At 76.9% G+C, this 16,960-nt stretch carries 17 protein-coding genes; 8 read left to right on the forward strand and 9 right to left on the reverse strand.

Features of this window, described 5'->3' with window-relative positions; translation table 11 throughout:
* Positions 1-82: 82 nt before the first annotated feature.
* The 4 genes from CFLA_RS11785 to mtrA form a co-directional block, all read right to left on the reverse strand.
* Positions 83-964 (reverse strand): ComF family protein, encoded by an 882-nt coding sequence (locus CFLA_RS11785; RefSeq protein ID WP_245530240.1) that lies wholly within the window; start codon positions 962-964, stop codon positions 83-85.
* A gap of 121 nt (positions 965-1,085) precedes the next feature.
* Positions 1,086-2,756 carry an LpqB family beta-propeller domain-containing protein gene (locus CFLA_RS11790; protein ID WP_013117554.1) on the reverse strand — a complete coding sequence of 557 codons (1,671 nt, stop codon included), beginning with the start codon at positions 2,754-2,756 and terminating at the stop codon, positions 1,086-1,088.
* Entirely contained in the window at positions 2,753-4,522 is a 1,770-nt protein-coding gene (gene mtrB, locus CFLA_RS11795; protein WP_013117555.1) for an MtrAB system histidine kinase MtrB, read from the reverse strand. Before mtrB ends, CFLA_RS11790 begins: the two co-directional genes overlap by 4 nt.
* 46 nt (positions 4,523-4,568) lie before the next feature.
* Positions 4,569-5,252, reverse strand: a complete 684-nt coding sequence (mtrA, locus tag CFLA_RS11800; protein ID WP_013117556.1) for an MtrAB system response regulator MtrA — start codon at positions 5,250-5,252, stop codon at positions 4,569-4,571.
* A 160-nt stretch (positions 5,253-5,412) separates the two neighbouring features.
* Between mtrA and CFLA_RS11805 the strand changes: the two genes are divergently transcribed.
* The 5 genes from CFLA_RS11805 to CFLA_RS11825 all read left to right on the forward strand — a co-directional run bounded on the left by CFLA_RS11805 (position 5,413) and on the right by CFLA_RS11825 (position 10,799).
* Positions 5,413-6,591, forward strand: coding sequence for a hypothetical protein (locus CFLA_RS11805; RefSeq protein WP_013117557.1), 1,179 nt, complete (start codon positions 5,413-5,415; stop codon positions 6,589-6,591).
* Positions 6,592-6,606: 15 nt separating this feature from the next.
* Positions 6,607-7,230 (forward strand): DUF4129 domain-containing protein, encoded by a 624-nt coding sequence (locus CFLA_RS11810; protein ID WP_013117558.1) that lies wholly within the window; start codon positions 6,607-6,609, stop codon positions 7,228-7,230.
* Positions 7,227-8,417, forward strand: coding sequence for a DUF4350 domain-containing protein (locus tag CFLA_RS11815; RefSeq protein WP_013117559.1), 1,191 nt, complete (start codon positions 7,227-7,229; stop codon positions 8,415-8,417). The genes CFLA_RS11810 and CFLA_RS11815 overlap by 4 nt, the downstream gene beginning before the upstream one ends.
* A 110-nt stretch (positions 8,418-8,527) precedes the next feature.
* Complete coding sequence (locus CFLA_RS11820; protein WP_052302840.1) at positions 8,528-9,481, forward strand: AAA family ATPase; 954 nt, start codon at positions 8,528-8,530, stop codon at positions 9,479-9,481.
* Positions 9,482-9,485: 4 nt separating this feature from the next.
* Positions 9,486-10,799: a DUF58 domain-containing protein gene (locus CFLA_RS11825; RefSeq protein ID WP_013117561.1), complete on the forward strand. Its 1,314-nt coding sequence runs from the start codon at positions 9,486-9,488 to the stop codon at positions 10,797-10,799.
* 183 nt (positions 10,800-10,982) lie between these two features.
* On the opposite strand, the gene CFLA_RS11830 is transcribed toward CFLA_RS11825, so the two are convergent.
* Positions 10,983-11,972, reverse strand: coding sequence for a stage II sporulation protein M (locus CFLA_RS11830; RefSeq protein WP_013117562.1), 990 nt, complete (start codon positions 11,970-11,972; stop codon positions 10,983-10,985).
* A gap of 75 nt (positions 11,973-12,047) precedes the next feature.
* Here CFLA_RS11830 and CFLA_RS11835 point away from each other — a divergent pair, with 75 nt between their 5' ends.
* On the forward strand, positions 12,048-12,896 hold the full coding sequence (locus CFLA_RS11835) for an RDD family protein (protein WP_013117563.1): 849 nt from the start codon (positions 12,048-12,050) through the stop codon (positions 12,894-12,896).
* A gap of 30 nt (positions 12,897-12,926) precedes the next feature.
* Here CFLA_RS11835 and CFLA_RS11840 read toward each other — a convergent pair whose 3' ends face one another.
* Genes CFLA_RS11840 through CFLA_RS11850 form a run of 3 tightly spaced genes read right to left on the reverse strand, consistent with a single transcriptional unit; the run spans position 12,927 to position 13,849 of the window.
* Positions 12,927-13,157, reverse strand: coding sequence for a Trm112 family protein (locus CFLA_RS11840; RefSeq protein ID WP_013117564.1), 231 nt, complete (start codon positions 13,155-13,157; stop codon positions 12,927-12,929).
* A 51-nt stretch (positions 13,158-13,208) separates the two neighbouring features.
* Positions 13,209-13,463, reverse strand: coding sequence for a hypothetical protein (locus CFLA_RS11845; protein WP_013117565.1), 255 nt, complete (start codon positions 13,461-13,463; stop codon positions 13,209-13,211).
* Complete coding sequence (locus CFLA_RS11850) at positions 13,460-13,849, reverse strand: DUF3499 domain-containing protein (RefSeq protein ID WP_013117566.1); 390 nt, start codon at positions 13,847-13,849, stop codon at positions 13,460-13,462. The genes CFLA_RS11845 and CFLA_RS11850 overlap by 4 nt, the downstream gene beginning before the upstream one ends.
* 106 nt (positions 13,850-13,955) lie before the next feature.
* On the opposite strand from CFLA_RS11850, the gene CFLA_RS11855 reads away from it, so the two are divergent.
* Entirely contained in the window at positions 13,956-14,477 is a 522-nt protein-coding gene (locus tag CFLA_RS11855) for a metallopeptidase family protein (protein ID WP_342626024.1), read from the forward strand.
* Between the two features lie 25 nt (positions 14,478-14,502).
* Positions 14,503-15,408 (forward strand): glycosyltransferase family 2 protein, encoded by a 906-nt coding sequence (locus tag CFLA_RS11860; protein WP_013117568.1) that lies wholly within the window; start codon positions 14,503-14,505, stop codon positions 15,406-15,408.
* A gap of 10 nt (positions 15,409-15,418) precedes the next feature.
* Here CFLA_RS11860 and CFLA_RS19070 read toward each other — a convergent pair whose 3' ends face one another.
* A complete protein-coding gene (locus tag CFLA_RS19070) occupies positions 15,419-16,942 on the reverse strand; it encodes a DUF5719 family protein (RefSeq protein ID WP_013117569.1) in 1,524 nt (507 codons plus the stop codon).
* Positions 16,943-16,960: the final 18 nt, after the last annotated feature.

Consider the following 16,960-nt stretch of genomic DNA (forward strand, 5'->3'; position numbering starts at 1 on the left):
GGGCCTCCTGGGAGGTCGGGGGCGGGCAGCGCCCGCCCGGACGAGACGTACGTCTGCTGCCCCACGACGGGGGCGGGCGGCATCACCTCCTCCGCCGTGCGTCCCCGCCCGACTGCTGCGGCGAGATGCCCGGCGTCCGTTCCCAGGGCACCACGCTAACCCCCCGGGGGACGTCCTGGCGCGGGACTCGCTCGTCCGGACGGGCGACCCCGGTGCCGGCCCCGCCGCCGGGTGCCGGCGTGGCCGCGAGCGCGACGGCGCCGAGCACCTGGGCGCCGGCCCCGACCAGCGCCGCGTGGCACGCCGCGAGCGTCGCGCCGGTCGTCAGGACGTCGTCGACGAGGACCACCCGGAGCCCCGCGGCACGTCGCCGGCGCCGCACGCGCACGGCGCCCACCAGCGCCGTGCGCCGCGCACGGGCCGAGAGCCCTGCGAGGTCGGGGCCCGCGCACCGCGCGAGCGCCACGAGCCGGTCCGCCGGCACGCCCGCGTCCCGCAGACCGGCCGCCACCGCGGCCGCGAGCAGCTCCACGGGGGCACGCCCACGGCGCCGACGGGCGGCCGCCGTGGACGGCACCGCGACGACCGCGACGCCGGGGTGGCGCACGTGCTCGGCGACGGCGGCGCCCGCACGCCGCGCCGCGGCGGCCACGTGGCGGTCGAGGTCCTGGCGCCCCCCGTCCTTCCACGCCGAGAGCCCGTGCCGCACCGGCCCCGCGTACCGCGCGGGCGCCCAGACGGGCAGCAGCGTCCGGCCGTCGAGGAGGTCGAGCCGCCCCGCGTCGTGGTCGCGGCGGACCGTCGCGCCGAGCAGCGTCGGCGCGCACGCGGCGCACCACGGCACGTCGGGCAGCCCGCAGCCGGCACACGCGACCGGGACGACGAGCCGTGCGACGTCCTGCCAGGCTCGCGCCGCCAGCGCAGCCGCACGACGCACCGGCCGGGCCGTCGGATCGGGGAGCACCCGCCCAGGGTGCCGCGCGCACGCCGCCCGGTGCGGCGCCACCGCCCGCACCTGTGGACCGGCCCGGCGGCGGGCGCACCTGGGGACGGCTCGGCCCGCGGGCCTCACGGCCGGCACCGCGTCAGCCCGGGAAAGCCGCCCCGGCGACCTCGAGCACGTCCGTCACGCCCGGGACCGCGACCCACGTGCCGCCCTCGTGCCGCAGCACGTCACCGTCCGCCGTGACGACGTACAGCGAGCGCGTGCCCCGGTCGGCAGCGATGTCCACGACGTCCGCGACCGCGGGCAGCGGGGTGCTGCTGCCGGCGACCGGGACCAGGTACGGCGTCGGGCCCGCGTCGCCGTCGGCGAGCACGCCCAGGGTGACGTCGTCGACCCACACCAGCGATCGCGTCGGGGTGAGGGACGCACCGGCGCGCACCGCCGCGCCGAGCGTCAGCGGCACGCCTCGCTCGTCCCGCGTCACGCCGGCGACCTCGAGCGTCGCCCCCTCCGCACCGCGCGAGACGACCGCGACGCGCGTCCCGTCACGCGACACGCGCACCGCCTCCACCGTGCGCCCGACGAGCCAGTCCGCGGTGACCTCGACGGCCGTGCCGTCGAGCCGGACGGCGTCGAGCCGCCCCGCGGCGTCGCCACGGGCCGTCCAGACCCACGCGTACCTGTCGGCCGAGGGCGCGGCGAGCGCGGGGCCCGTGAGCAGCGTGCGCTGCTCGGCGTCGCCGACCGGCACGGCGACGAGGGTGGAGGCGTCCGCGAGGGCCACGCGCACGCCGCCGTCGGCCGTGCGCGCCGCACTGTGCGGCCGCGAGCCCACGACCGCACCGACCCCGTCGACCGGGACGGCCGACCCACCGACGAGACGCAGCGCCTGGCCGTCGACCAGCAGCTCGAGCTCGCCCGGGTCGGGGGCCGCCAGTGCCGTGGCGGCACCCCCGAGCGGCGCACCCCCGGCGCGCACGACCAGCTTGTCCACGCCGAGCCGCTCCAGCGTCGCACGGAGCTGCGCCAGCAGCAGGCCGCGGTCCGCGTCCTGCACGGCCGCCGCGGGCTCGAGCGTCATCTCCGCCACCTTGCCCTCGAGCGCGACGGCCGCAGGCTTGAGCTCCGTACCGGGCGGCACCGCCGTCACCACGGCGTCCTGGAGCCACGGTGAGGGACCGGCCAGCAGCGCCCGCACCGCGGCGGTGGGCACGTTGCGGTCGCGGAACCACCGGACCTCCGGCACGAGGAGCTTCTCGTCCGGCGTGAGGAAGTACAGGTACGCGGGGCGGAACTGCTGCACGAACCGGCGCGCCGTCACGACCAGGACGTCGGGGGCGTAGGCGATCCGCCACTCCCCCCGAGCGTTCTGCACGAGCTCGTAGCGCAGCGTCTCGACCGCGTCCGACGGCGTCTCGAGGTACCGGCCGTCCGCGTCGACCTTGGCCGAGACCGTGAGCTCCACCGTGACCTGCGCGTCGCCGGTCTGCTCGACCTCGAACCTGCTCGTGACGACCGTCCCCGCGCCCGGGTCCCACTCGGTGCTGGCGTCGGCGGCCAGGAACTGCCGGGTCTTCTCGAACTCACCGGTCACCTCGGCGTCCGAGGCGAGCAGGAAGCCCTCGACGATCCGCTCGGGGTCCGCCCCGGGCTCGGGTCCCTGCGCGAGGACCACGACGACGTCCTGGTCGCCGTCCAGCCCGGCGTCCGCGCGGCCCTCGGTGACCGGCCCGTCCGTCGGGATCGCGACGCAGGCCGTCAGCGCCGTCAGGAGCGCCGCGAGACACGTCGCGGCCCGGACCCGCCTCACGACCGGCCCCGCGGTCCCGCACCCGGCGCCGTCGGTGCCGGGTCGTCGGGCCGCACGTCCGTCCGCGCCGGGTCGGTCGGGTTGCTGACGATGGCGATCTCCCCGGTCATGGGCGGCAGGTCGGGCAGGTCGGCGGGGTCGGTGCCGCGTGCGGGTGTGGTCGGCGCGACAGCCGGCTCGTCGTCCTCGGGGACGAGCGGCAGCGGTGAACCGTCGAGCCGGATGCCCGCACGGCGGGGCAGCGTCAGCCGGAAGCAGGCGCCGCGCCCCGGACGTCCCCACGCCTCGAGCGTGCCGCCGTGCAGGTGCGCGTCCTCGAGCGAGATCGCCAGGCCCAGGCCCGTGCCGCCGGTCGTGCGCGCCCGCGCGGGGTCGGCGCGCCAGAACCGGTCGAACACGTGCAGCGCCTCCTGGGCCGTCATGCCGACGCCGTGGTCGCGCACGGTCACGGCCACCGCCGCCGCGTCGACACCGACGCGGACCTCGACGGCGGACCCGTCGGCGCGCTCGATCCCGTTCACGAGCAGGTTCCGCAGGACCCGCTCGACGCGGCGCGGGTCGACGTCCGCGTCCGCGCGCTCGTCCGGCAGGTCCACCTGCAACCAGGACCCGCGACGGCCGGCCAGCGGCGTCGCGTTGTCGACGGCCTGCAGGACGATGTCGCGCAGGTCGCGGCGCTCGGCGTCCAGCACCGCCGCGCCGGCGTCGAACCGGCTGATCTCGAGCAGGTCGGCCAGCAGGTCCTCGAAGCGGTCGAGCTGGGTGGCCAGCAGCTCGGCGGACCGCTTGACCGCCGGCTCGAAGTCGTCGCGCGCGCCGTGGATCACCTCGCCCGCCATGCGGATGGTGGTGAGCGGCGTGCGCAGCTCGTGCGACACGTCCGACACGAACCGTCGCTGCAGCGTCGAGAGCTCCTCCATGCGGCGGATCTGGTCCTGCAGGCTCTCCGCCATCTCGTTGAAGGTGCGCGCGAGCGTCGCCATCTCGTCCTGACCGCGCACCGTCATGCGCTCCGCGAGGTGACCGTCGGCGAGCCGGTCGGCGACGTGCGCCGCCCGCCGCACCGGGTGCACGGTGCGGCGCGTCACCATCCACGTCATGCCGCCCAGGAGCGCCACCACCGCCACCGCCGCCAGCGTCAGCGTCTGCAGCAGGAAGTCGAGCCGGTCCTGCTCGGACTGCAGGCTGTAGAGGAAGAACAGCTGGTACGCACCCGCCAGGGGCACGTCGACCTCCTGGCCCACCACGATGCCGGGCGACGTCCTCCCGTCGGCCGCGGGGATCGCCACCGACTGCCAGTGCTGCCCGCCGTCCGCGAGCGCGTCCTTGAGCTCCCGGGTGACGAGCGAGGCGAGATCGCGGTCCGTCGCGGTCGCCACACCGATCGAGCCGACCTGACCGCGGGCACGGAACATGAAGACGTCGCGCTCCCCCGAGCTGCCGTTGCGCTGCGCGGTCGTGACGTCCGAGAGCAGCTGCACGACGTCGGAGCCCGTGCTCGCCGTCGACGACGACACGACGTCCTGCGTCTGCTGCGTGCTCCGCCCGCTCTCGCGGAGCACCTGCTGCAGGCGCTGCTCGAACAGGTCGCCCGACGTGCGCTGGCTGACGTACACGCCGATGACCGCGAGCGCGACGAGCCCGATCGTCAGCGTGGACGACAGCACGCGGAGCTGCAGGGACGAGCGCCAGCGCCGGACCAGGCCGCGCGCCCGGTGCCGGCCGAGCACCAGGCGGCGCCGGCCCCACGAGCTCAGCGGCGCCACGGCGTCGCTCCCCCGTCCCCGACGTGCACGGCGCTGCGCAGCACCCTCACGCCCCCGCGACGCCCGCCTTGTACCCGACGCCGCGCACCGTGACGACGATCTCGGGACGCGCGGGATCCGTCTCGATCTTCGAGCGCAGCCGCTGCACGTGGACGTTGACGAGCCGCGTGTCGGCGGCGTGCCGGTAGCCCCACACCTTCTCGAGCAGGACCTCGCGGGTGAACACCTGCCACGGCTTGCGCGCGAGCGCCACGAGCAGGTCGAACTCCAGCGGCGTGAGGGAGATCGTGCGCCCCGCCCGCTCGACGCGGTGACCGGGGACGTCGATCGTGAGGTCCCCGATCGTCAGGTGCTCCGGGGCGGGCTCGTCGCTGCGGCGCAGCCGGGCCCGCACGCGTGCCACGAGCTCCTTGGGCTTGAAGGGCTTGGAGATGTAGTCGTCGGCACCCGACTCGAGCCCGAGCACGACGTCGATCGTGTCGCTCTTCGCCGTGAGCATCACGATCGGGACGCCGGACTCGCCGCGGATCTGCCGGCACACCTCGTTGCCGTCCTTGCCGGGGAGCATGAGGTCGAGCAGGACGAGGTCGGGCTGCGTGGCCCGGAACACGCCGAGCGCCTCGTCGCCGTCCTCGCAGAAGACGGGGTCGAAACCCTCCGAGCGCAGCACGATGCCGATCATCTCGGCCAGAGCGGTGTCGTCGTCGACCACCAGGACGCGTCCCTTCATGGCGTCGATCCTCTCACCGGACGGCCGTGGGGTGGAGCGAGCGCGCCGCGCAGTCGGGTGACGGTGCGTCCCCACGCCTCCGCTCACCTGCACCGTGGCACCATGGGACACCGCCGACACGCTCGGCGACGCGTACGCCCGACCCGAGGAGCCCCGACGCATGACCTCCGCCCAGGACGACGGTCCGGTCCCCGGCACGTGGGCGCGCCCGTCGGCCGACGGCACACCTCCGCCCGTGCCTCCGCCGCCGAGGCCCCCGGCGCCGCCCGGTGGCGCGGCGGGCTGGGGCGCGCCCCCGGCCCCGCCCGGGTGGGGTGCGGCACCAGCGCCCGGGACGCCGGCGGCACAGGCTCCCGCCGGGTGGGGCGCGCCGCCGCCCGGCGCCCCGCCGTGGCAGGCCCCCGCGGCCCAGCCCGGCATCATCCCGCTGCGCCCGCTCGGGCTCGGCGAGATCCTCGACGGCGCGGTGCGGGCCGTGCGCGCCAACCCCGCCGTGATGTTCGGGCTGTCGGCGGTCGTCGTGACGGTCGCGGTGGCCCTGCAGACGGCGGTGTCGCTCTACGTCACGAGCCTGCTCGGCGCGGCCCTGGGTGACGTCTCCCTCGAGGACGGCACCTCCCCCACCGACGCCGCGGTGATCTCCGAGTTCATGTCGGCCGGGGGTGGGCAGGCACTGACGGGCCCGCTGCTCGTGCCGGTGACGTCGGTGCTCACCGGGCTGCTCATCGTCTCGGTGAGCCGGTCGGTCCTGGGGCAGCGCGTCGCGGTGCGCGAGGTGTGGCGCACCCGCCGGGTGTGGCTCCTGGTCGGCTTCGGCCTGCTGCAGGTGCTCGCCGCCGCGCTGGCGCTCGGGCTGTGGGTCGGGATCATCGCGCTGCTCGCCGGCACCGGGACGTCGGCCGCATGGACCGTCGCGGTCGCGGTCGTCAGCGGCCTCGCCCTGATCGCGGCGTCCGTGTGGGTCACCGCCCGCACCCTGCTCGTCCCGCCCGCCCTCATGCTCGAGGGCAAGCGCTTCTGGCCGACCGTGGCGCGCGCCTGGCGGCTCACACGAGGCAGCTTCTGGCGGCTGCTCGGGATCTACCTGCTGGCGAACCTGCTGGTCTACGTGCTCATGTACCTGTTCCTCTTCCCGGCGTCGATGGGAGCCGCGCTCGCGTCCTTCGCCACCGGCAGCGACGACCTCACGGTGCTCGTCTCCGCGATCGGCCAGGTCGTGGGGATGACCCTGTCGACCACGTTCCTCGCCGCGGTGGTCGCCCTGCTCTACGTCGACGTCCGGATGCGGCGCGAGGGCCTCGACCTCGAGCTCGCCCGGGCGGCGACGGGCACCGCATGACGGGCGGGTCGTGACGTGCACGTCCTGACCGGGGTCCCCGTCGACCCCGATGCCGCGACCGCGCGCCGCTGGGTGCGCGAGGAGCTGCTTGACCCCGCCTACCACCGCCGAGAGCCGTTGCTGCAGCGACTCCTGGACTGGGTGGCCGACCAGCTCGACCAGCTGCCGGCGCTCGGGATGTCCCACCTCACCGCGCTGCTGGTCGTCGTCGGCGTCGTCCTGGCGGTCGTGCTCGTCGCGCTGCGGGTCGCCGGCCCGGTGCGTGCGGGGGCCCGGCGCCGGCGCACGGGCGTCCTGCACGCCGACGACCGGCGCACGGCCGCCGACCTGCGCGCGTCGGCCGACGCCGCCGCAGCCGCGGGAGCGTGGTCCACGGCCGTCGCCGACCGCTTCCGTGCGGTGGTCCGCGGGCTCGAGGAGCGCGGTCTGCTGGACGAGCGCCCGGGCCGCACCGCGCACGAGGCCGCCCGGCTGGCCGCCGCGGCACTGCCCGGGCTCGTGGACGGGCTGCGGTCGGGTGGCGACCTGTTCGACGACGTCGTGTACGGCGACCGGACGGCCACCGCCCAGGACGACGCCCGCCTGCGCGCCCTGGACGAGGCCGTCCGTGCGGCACGCCCCACGGCGGTGCCCGCGTGAGCGCCACGACGACCCGCGCGCACGAGGTCGTCGGCGACGGGACGACCGGGCGGTCGCGTGCCGGCGCCCGGTGGCGCCGCGCCCGGCCCTGGCTCGCGGTGCTGGCGCTCGTCCTCGGCGGCGCCCTGGTGCTCACGCTGCCCGCACCGCCCACCAGCACCGACCCCGGCGCCCCCGACAACCCCGGTGCCTCCGGCTCGCGCGCCGCCGCGCAGGTGCTGGAACGGCAGGGGGTGACGGTCGAGCACGTCACCACGACCGCGGACGCCGTCGCGGCCGCGACCGGCGCCAGCACCGTCCTCGTCGTCGGCGACGCCTTCCTCTCGCAGGAGCAGGTCGACGCGCTCGCGGACCTCGAGGACGACCTCGTCCTCGTCGACGCCGGGTGGGCGCTGACGACGCTGGCACCCGGGGTCGTCGCCGCGGGCGACGGTGCGAGCCGCGTCGAGCGCGACGCCGCCTGCGACGACCCCGACGCCCGGGCGGCCGGGACGATCAGCGCCGCCGGCGGGTACGAGGACCTCGACGGGCGCGCCACGACCTGCTTCCCCACGGAGCCGGACGGCCGAGGCGGCGCCTACGTGACGCTCGAGCAGGACGGCCGCCGTGTCACGGCACTGTCGGACCTCCAGCCCCTGACGAACGCCGCGATCGACGAGGTCGGCAACGCCGCCCTCGTGCTGCGCGTGCTGGGGCGCCACGACCACCTCGTCTGGTACGTGCCGTCCTTCGGCGACCTGGGCGCGGCCGGCACGGACGACGAGACCTCGCTGACCGACCTCGTGCCGTGGGTGCGGCCGGTCGGGGCGTGGCTGCTGCTGGTGCTCGCGGTCGCCGTCGTGTGGCGTGCCCGGCGCCTCGGGGCGATCGTCGTCGAGCCCCTGCCCGTCGTCGTCCGGTCCGCCGAGGCGACCCGCGGCCGCGGTCGGCTCTACCGGCGGGCGCGCGCGCACGGTCACGCCGCGGCGGCGCTGCGCGCGGGCACCGCGGCACGCGTCGCGCACCGCCTGGGGCTGCCGCGCTCCGCCGACGCACCGACGCTCGTCGACGCCGTCGCACGCGCCACCGGACGGTCCGCCGGCGACGTCGAGACGCTCGTCTACGGCCCGCCACCCACCGACGACGCGGGCCTCGTGCGGCTCGCCGACGACCTGCACCACCTGGAGAGCGAGGTACACCGACCGTGACCGACCAGACGCCACCCCCCCATCCCTGGGACGGGTCGCCGAGCCCGCTCCCGTCGACCCCGCCCGCCACGCCCCCCGGGCCGGTCGGCACGCCCGGCGCCTCGCCGGCCGTGAGCGGTGAGCTGCGCACCGCGCTCGCGGCCGTGCGCACCGAGGTCGGCAAGGCCGTCGTCGGGCAGGACGCGGCCGTCACCGGCCTCATCATCGCGCTGCTGTGCCGCGGGCACGTGCTGCTCGAGGGCGTGCCCGGCGTCGCCAAGACGCTGCTCGTCCGCTCGCTGTCCGGCGCGCTGTCGCTGGGCACCAAGCGGGTGCAGTTCACGCCCGACCTCATGCCCGGCGACGTCACCGGCTCGCTGGTGTACGACGCGCGCACCGCGGAGTTCTCGTTCCGCGAGGGTCCCGTCTTCACCAACCTCCTGCTGGCCGACGAGATCAACCGCACACCCCCCAAGACGCAGGCGTCGCTCCTGGAGGCCATGGAGGAGCGGCAGGTCACGGTGGACGGCGAGCCGCGCCGGCTGCCCGACCCGTTCGTGGTCGTCGCCACCCAGAACCCCGTCGAGTACGAGGGGACCTACCCGCTGCCCGAGGCGCAGCTCGACCGCTTCCTGCTCAAGCTGCTGCTGCCGCTGCCCGAGCGTGAGGACGAGGTCCAGGTGCTCAGCCGGCACGCCGCAGGATTCGACCCGCGCGACCTGGCGGCCGCCGGCCTGCGCGCGGTCGCGGGCGCCGACGAGCTCGCGGACGCCCGCGCGCAGGTGGCGCACGTGCAGATCAGCCCGGAGGTCCTCGGTTACGTGGTCGACGTGTGCCGCGCGACCCGGACGTCGCCGTCGTTGAGCCTCGGGGTGTCGCCCCGCGGTGCCACGGCGCTGCTGGCGACGTCGCGCGCGTGGGCGTGGCTCTCGGGCCGCGACTACGTGACGCCCGACGACGTCCAGGCGCTCGCGCACCCGACGCTCCGGCACCGCGTGCAGCTGCGCCCGGAGGCCGAGATCGAGGGCGTCACGGCCGAGACCGTGCTCGACACCGTGCTGGCGTCCGTCGCGGTCCCGCGGTGAGAACGTGGCCCTGACGTCGCGTGCGGTCCTCGTGGCGCTCGCCGGGCTCGTCCCGGTGGCGCTGCTGCCCGCTCCCCTGACCGTCCTGGTGTGGGCGCTCGTCGTCGTCGCGCTCTGCGCGGCGGACGTCGTGCTCGCCGCATCACCGCGCGAGCTCGCCGTCACGCGACGGCTGCCGGCGTCGGTGCGGCTGACGGGCGCCGCCGACGCGGTGCTCGTGCTGCGCAACGTGGGGCACCGCACCGCGCGCGCGGTCGTGCGCGACGCGTGGCCACCGTCGGCCCTGCCCGACGTCGACGCCACCGGGGCGCGTACACCGCGCCACCGCGTCGACGTCCCGCCGGGCGAGCAGCGCAGCGTCACCACGCGGCTCGTCCCCACGCGCCGCGGCGACGCCGTCGCCGACCGCGTGACGGTGCGCACCCTCGGTCCGCTGGGCGTCGCGGGGCGCCAGGCGTCGCTCGACGTCCCCGGCCGGCTGCGGGTGCTGCCCGAGTTCGCATCCCGTCGTCACCTGCCCTCGCGCCTCGCACGGCTGCGGGAGCTCGACGGGCGGGCCGCCGTGCAGGTGCGCGGCGCCGGCACGGAGTTCGACTCGCTGCGCGAGTACGTCGACGGCGACGACGTGCGGTCGATCGACTGGCGCGCCACCGCCCGGCGCCGCGAGGTCGTGGTCCGCACGTGGCGACCCGAGCGGGACCGGCACGTGCTGCTCGTCGTCGACACGTCCCGCACGAGCGCGGCGCGCGTGCTCGACGGCACGCGCCTGGAGGCGTCGATCGAGGCGGCGCTGCTGCTCGGGGTGCTCGCCGCGCACGCGGGCGACCGCGTGGAGCTGCTCGCCTTCGACCGGCGGGTGCGCGCCCGCGCGGTGGACTCGCACTCCTCGCGCGTGCTGCCCGCGCTCGCGGACGCGCTCGCGGGTGTCCAGCCGGCGCTCGTCGAGACCGACTGGCCCGGCCTGGTCGGCCAGGTCCGCTCGCGCCTGAGCCGGCGCGCGCTCGTCGTGCTGCTGACGTCGCTCGACCCGGCGTCGGTCGAGCAGGGGCTGCTCGACGTCGTCGGCGGTCTCACGCGTCGTCACCAGGTGGTGCTCGCCGCGGTCGCGGACCCCGAGCTCGAGGAGCTGCGGACCACGCGCCGCACGGTGGACGAGGTGTTCGACGCCGCCGCGGCCGAGCGCACGGCCCTCGAGCGCGCCGCCGTCGGCGTGCGGCTGCGCCAGCGCGGGGTCGAGGTGGTGGAGGGCACGCCGGACGATCTGGCGCCCCGTCTTGCCGACACCTACCTCGCCCTCAAGGCGGCCGGGCGCCTGTAGGCGCGCGCCCGTCGGACGCCCGCGCGAGCTGCTCGACCTGCCCCGCGCCCCGCGCCCCGACGCCGACGTGCCCGCTCCGGTCCGCTTCCTGGCCGACCACGACACCCTCTGGCTCTCCCCCGCCCAACCGCCACGCTCACCGTGACGCCGACACGCACGTCGTGCGGTACGAGCGGTGAGACGTCAGCCGGCCGTGGCGACCGTGTACCCCGCGCGGTCGGCGTCGAGGTCTCCCGTGTGCCCGGCGGCGACGGCCCGGCGGCCCAGCAGGATGACGTACGCCCAGAACCCCGCGAGCGTGGCCGCCCCGATCACGACCTTCACGGGCCACGGCAGCGACGAGCCCGTGACGAACCCCTCGACGAGGCCGGACACGGCGAGCACACCGACGAGCCCGAGGGCGACGGTGAACAGGGCACGACCCTCCTGCGCCAGCGCGCGCCCACGCGTGCGCGGCCCGGGGTCGACCCAGGTCCAGAACAGCCGCAGACCCGCGGCACCGGCGACGAAGACGGCCGTGAGCTCCAGGAGGCCGTGCGGTGCGATGAGCTGGAGGAACACGTCGAGTCGGCCGTGCGAGGCCATGAGGCCGCCCGCAGCACCGACGTTCACCGCGTTGGTGAGCAGCACGTACGCGGGCGCGATCCCCGAGATCCCGGTGGCGACGCACATCGCCGCGATCCATGCGTTGTTGGTCCACACCATCGTCGCGAAGCCGGCGCCGGGCGTGTAGTACTCCGCGAACGCGCGCTCGACGTACTCCTCCTGCTCGCTCGGGGTGCCCATGAGCGCGAGCGCCTCGGGCGAGGTGGCGACGAGCACGCCGGTGGCCACCGCGACGGCCACGCAGGCGGCCGTCACGGCGAGCGTCCACCAGCGCACGCGGTACAGCGCGGCGGGCAGACGGACGGTGACGAACGCCGCGAGGTCCGCCGACGAGGGCGCGTGCGCTCCCGACAGGCGCCCACGTGCGCGCACGAGCACGTGCGACAGGCGCGTCACGGTCTCCGGGTCGGGTGCGGCCGAGCGGACCGCGGACAGGTCGGTCGCGGTCGCCTGGTACAGCGCGACGAGCTCGTCGGCCTCGGCCCCGGTGAGGCGGCGCCGGCGCGCGAGCTCGTCGAGGCGCTGCCAGGTCGGCGTGCGCGCGAGGGTGTAGGCGTCGAGGTCCACGGCACCAGCCTGCCACCGCGCCGGGTCCGCCGTGACCTCCACGCGCCGCGCACCGGCGGCGGATAGTCTGCGCGGGTGACCGCCACGACGCCCCGCGCCACGGACCTGCAGGACGGTGTCGTCATCGGCGAGGGTGTCGTCCTCGACACCCGGGCCGCGTCCGTCGCCTCCCGCCTGCTCGCGGCGATCGTCGACCTCGTCGTGCTGTTCGTGCTCGTCGTGCTCGCCGCGCTCGTGCTGGACAACCTCGCGCTGCCGCTCGACCAGTACACCGGGCGCATCCTGGCGATCCTCGCGCTCGTCGTCGTCACCGTCGTGCTGCCGACGACCGTCGAGACCCTGACGCGCGGCCGGTCGCTCGGCAAGCTCGCGGCGGGCGTGCGGATCGTGCGGGACGACGGCGGCTCGATCGTGTTCCGGCAGGCCGTGGTCCGCGCGCTCGTGGGCGTCGGCGAGCTCTGGCTGACGCTCGGGTCCGTCGCGGTGATCTGCTCCGTCGCGCACCCGCGCGGCAAGCGCCTGGGCGACGTGCTCGCGGGCACCTACGCCGCACGCGTGCGCGCCGCGGCACCGGTGCGCTCCGCCGCGGTCATGCCGCCCCAGCTCGCCGGCTGGGCGGCGCACGCCGACGTCGCACGGCTCCCCGACGGTCTCGCGCTCGCGGTGCGTCAGTTCCTCGCACGGGCACCCCGGCTGCACCCGGGCTCCCGGGCGGAGCTGGGCACGCGCCTCGCGGCGGACCTGCGGCCGTACGTCAGCCCGCCGCCACCCGCCGGGACGCACCCCGAGGTGTTCCTGTCCGCCGTGCTCGCCGAGCGGGGTCGCCGCGAGACCGTCGTCGAGCTCGAGCGCGTGCGACGCGAGCAGGTCGAGGCGGCGCTCCTGCGCCGCCTGCCGCACGGGGTCCCCGACCCGGAGTCCTGACGGCGCCTCGCCGCGCCTGCGCGGTGCGGCTCAGGCGGGACGCGCCTCGTCGGTGAGCAGCACCGGGATGCCGTCCACGACGGGGTAGGCCAGCGGACGGGCCGGGTCCGTCGAGACGAGCACCGGTGCGCCCGCCTCGTCGACGCCGTCGACGAGCTCGGCGCCGGTCACGGGGCAGCGCAGCAGCGCACGCGCCCACGGCTCCAGGTCGGTCGCAGGACGCGGCGTCGCCGCACCGCCGGTGGGGTCGGTCGTCGTCATGGCATCTCCAGGGGTGGTGGGGCCGGCGTCGTGCCGGCGTACGGCAGCGCGTCAGGTGCGCGGGGTGCCGTCGGGCCCGAGCGCTCGTCCGTCGCCGTCCACGACGAACCACGCCGTCGACTCGCAGGCGGGGCACGACGCGAACACGGCGGGGCGGCCGTCGGGCAGCGCCACGCGCACGCGTGTGAGGTCGCGTGCGCCGCACGCATGGCACGCGGGGGCGATCGCCGAGTCGTCGACGAGGGGCCGGGTGATGGAGCCCAGCGGCTCGTCCGCGGGCGACCGGCGGTCGCGGGGCGCGCTCACTCCTGCTCCGCCGGAGACGCGCCCGGCACGACGCGCAGGTGGCCGCGGCGCCGGGACGTGTCGGGGGCCGGGGGCGCGACCGGTGCCAGCGCGGGCGCGGGCTCGGGAACGCGTCGCCGCCCCGCCTCGCGCACGGCCTCCGCGAGGGCGACGAGGTCGTCGTGGCTCGGGGCCGCCGCCTGCAGGTCGGGCAGCAGGCGCACGACCTCCCACCCCCGCGGCGCCGTCAGCCGGTCGGCATGCTCGACGCACAGGTCGTACGAGTGCGGTTCCGCGAGCTGGGCGAGCGGACCGAGCACGGCGGTCGAGTCGGCGTAGACGTAGGTCAGCGTCGCGACCGCCGCGTGCGGGCACGCCGTGCGCGAGCACTGCCGGACGGATCTCACGAGCAGACGGTACCCCCGTCGGGCGGTGCCGTGTCACTCGCGCCACCCGCGTGTCGGGCCACGTGGCCGGCGCGGCGTCGCCCCCGCCGGTCGTTACAGTGGCGGGGTGAGTCCGCTCGGCCCCCGCCGCCCGTCGCCCCCCGGTGAGGGCGGTCGTCCGCAGGCGCTGCGCCGACGCCTCGGCACCGTGCACACCCCCGCCGCGCCGCCGGCACCGGTGCGCCGGCGGGACCGGCGGGGGCGCGGCCTGCGGGGACTGGTCGTCCCGATGGCACTGCCCGCGTACCGCACCCGTGCCGAGCGCTTCGACGACCTGGTGCTCGACGCCGTCGAGGACCTCGAACGACGGTGGGCCCGCCAGCTCGACGGCGCGGAGTTCGCCGTCGAGGACGTCCCGCCGTCCAACCCGGCGCCGTGGGAGCACGGCGGCGTCCCGCTGGGACGCTACTTCCCCGCCGACGCCGGGCTGCCGCACCGCATCGTCGTGTACCGCCGGCCCGTCGAGGCCCGCGCGGCCGACGCGGCCGACCTGGCCGACCTGGTGCGCGACGTCGTCGTCGAGCAGGTCGCCCACCTGCTGGGGCTGACCCCGGAGGACGTCGACCCGGACTACGGCGACGGGCAGTGACGTCCGCCGACTAGTGTTGCGCTCGATGTCCACGTCCTCCTCCCCCGAGCCCGTCGAGGTGCGCTCCCCCGGCGGCACGGCACCCGCGGTCGTCCGGGTCGTCTGCGTCGTGTACCACCCGGGCGACGAGCTCGCCCGGTTCGCCGAGACCCTGGCGACCGCGTCGAGCGCACCGGTCGAGCTGGTCGTCGTCGACAACGGCACGGACCACACGGTCGCCTCGCGCGTCGTCGAGGAGCACGGCGGGAGGCTCGTGGTGCCCGGCGGCAACGTCGGGTACGGCAGCGCCGCGAACCGCGGGGCGTCCGGCGCGAGCGCCCCGTGGCTCGTCGTGGCGAACTCCGACATCGAGTGGACCCCGGGCTCGCTGGAGCGCCTCGTCGCCGCCGGCGAGGAGCAGCCGAGCGCCGGCTCGCTGGGGCCCATGCTGCTCAACACCGACGGCACGACGTACCCGTCCGCGCGCGCCCTGCCGTCGCTGCGCCAGGGTGCGGGTCATGCCGTGTTCGCGCGGATCTGGCCCGGCAACCCGTGGACGCGGGCGTACCACGCCCGCCAGGAGTCCACCGGCGGGTACCTGCGCGAGGCGGGCTGGCTGTCCGGGGCGTGCCTGCTCCTGCGTCGCGAGGCGTTCGAGCAGGTCGGCGGCTTCGACGAGAGCTACTTCATGTTCTTCGAGGACGTCGACCTGGGCGAACGCCTGGGCCGCGCGGGGTGGGAGAACCTCTACGTGCCCGACGTCCGCGTCACGCACGTGGGCGGCACGTCGTGGCGGGAGCGTCCCCGGCCGATGATCCGGGCGCACCACGCGAGCGCGCTGCAGTACATGCAACGCCGGTTCCACCACTGGTACCAGGCTCCCGTGCGGTGGGCGCTGCGGGTGGGCCTGGGTGTGCGGGAGCGGCTGCAGCTGCGCGGCGCGGCGCGCTGAGCGTCGGCCGTCAGCCCCGCGCCGAGCGCGCGTCCTCGCGCACCGCGAGCGCCGACGACGTCCCCGTCACCGGTACGGGGTCCAGCACCGCCACGAGGTTCCCGTCGGGCTGCCGCACGCTGAGGGCGACGCCCCAGGCCAGCGGGACCCCTCCCGTCGGCTCCAGCTCGACGCCCGCCGCCTCGTCCGCGAGGTCGGCGACGGCCCACGCGCCCGTCGTGCCCGCGTCGACCCGCACGCGGTGCTCGGCGAGCACCTCGCCGGACCGGCCCAGCACACGCAGGGTGCCGACCCCCTCGCCCTGGTCGTCGACGTCCTGACCGACCGCGCCGACCACGACCTGCGCCCCGCGCACCCGGCGTGGCAGCGCGACGACGCCGTGCTCGCCGACCGGCGTCGCGGACGACCACGCCCGTTCGACGCGTGGCTCGTCGTCCAGCTCGCCCGGTGTCCCCGTCGCGGACACGACGGCGCCCGCCACGAGCGGGGCGCCGGCATCGACCACGACGGTGTAGGGCCCTGCGGGCAGCCCGCCGAGCGGCACGTCCGTGACCTCGCCCGCCGCGAGCACGACCTCCTGCGCACCGGGGAGCTCGACAGGCCCGTCCGGGCCCAGGAGCGCGACCCGGGCGGTCGTCGCCTCCCCCGGGGCGAGCAGGCGCAGCGCCGGCGCGTCGGGCGCGCCGACCTCCGACGCGGGCGCGACGACGGCCGTGACGACCTGACGCGTGGCGGGTCCCGTCCCGGGGACGACGAGGTCGGTCCCCGCAGGCGTGAACCCGCGGACCGCCGTGTCCTGCACGTGGGCGGCGACCTGCCCGCCCGTGACGGTGACGTGCACGACGAGCGCCGCCTGGTCGGCCGCCGCTCCTCCGAGGTCGACGGTCTTGCTCGTCCCCGGTGCGACGACGTGCTGCGTCGTGCTGGCCTCGACCGGGCCGTTGGGGCCGAAGAGCTCGAGCTCGACCTGGGCCGGCGTGAGCCCCGGGTTGGTGAGCACGAGCGTGGCCGTCGCCCCGACGGCCGTCGAGCCACCGACGAACCACTCGTCGTTGCCCGGTGCGCGGCACGACGCCGCCGCCAGCCCCCGCGCGTCACCCGCCGAGACCGCGGACATGCTCGTCGCGGCGACCACGGGCGGCACCTCCTGCGGCTGCGCCCGGACCAGCAGCGGCTCACCGACCGCGGGGACGTACACGGAGCCGCCGCCCGCTCCGAGCTCGTCCACGGCCGGCCCGCCACCGAGGGGCGCGACCGCGAGCGGCCCGGCACCGGCAGCCGCCGAGGTGACGGCGTCGAGCGTGACGACCGGTGCGACAGGCGCGGGGTCGAACGCGGCGTCGCCGCGCTGGGCGCGCTGCGGCAGCACGACGGGCCCGGCGCACTGCAGCGCGACCGGCGTCGGCGCGACCTCGACCTCGACCGCGGCGACGGCCACGGGGTCGGCGACGCCCAGGTAGGTGGCGCCGGCGACGGCGCCGCCGGCGAGGGCGACCACGAGCAGCCCCGACCCGCCACGCAGGGCGAGGCGCACAGCCCTCTCGCGCCCGGG

The sequence above is a fragment of the Cellulomonas flavigena DSM 20109 genome, from assembly GCF_000092865.1.
GTDB lineage: Bacteria > Actinomycetota > Actinomycetes > Actinomycetales > Cellulomonadaceae > Cellulomonas > Cellulomonas flavigena.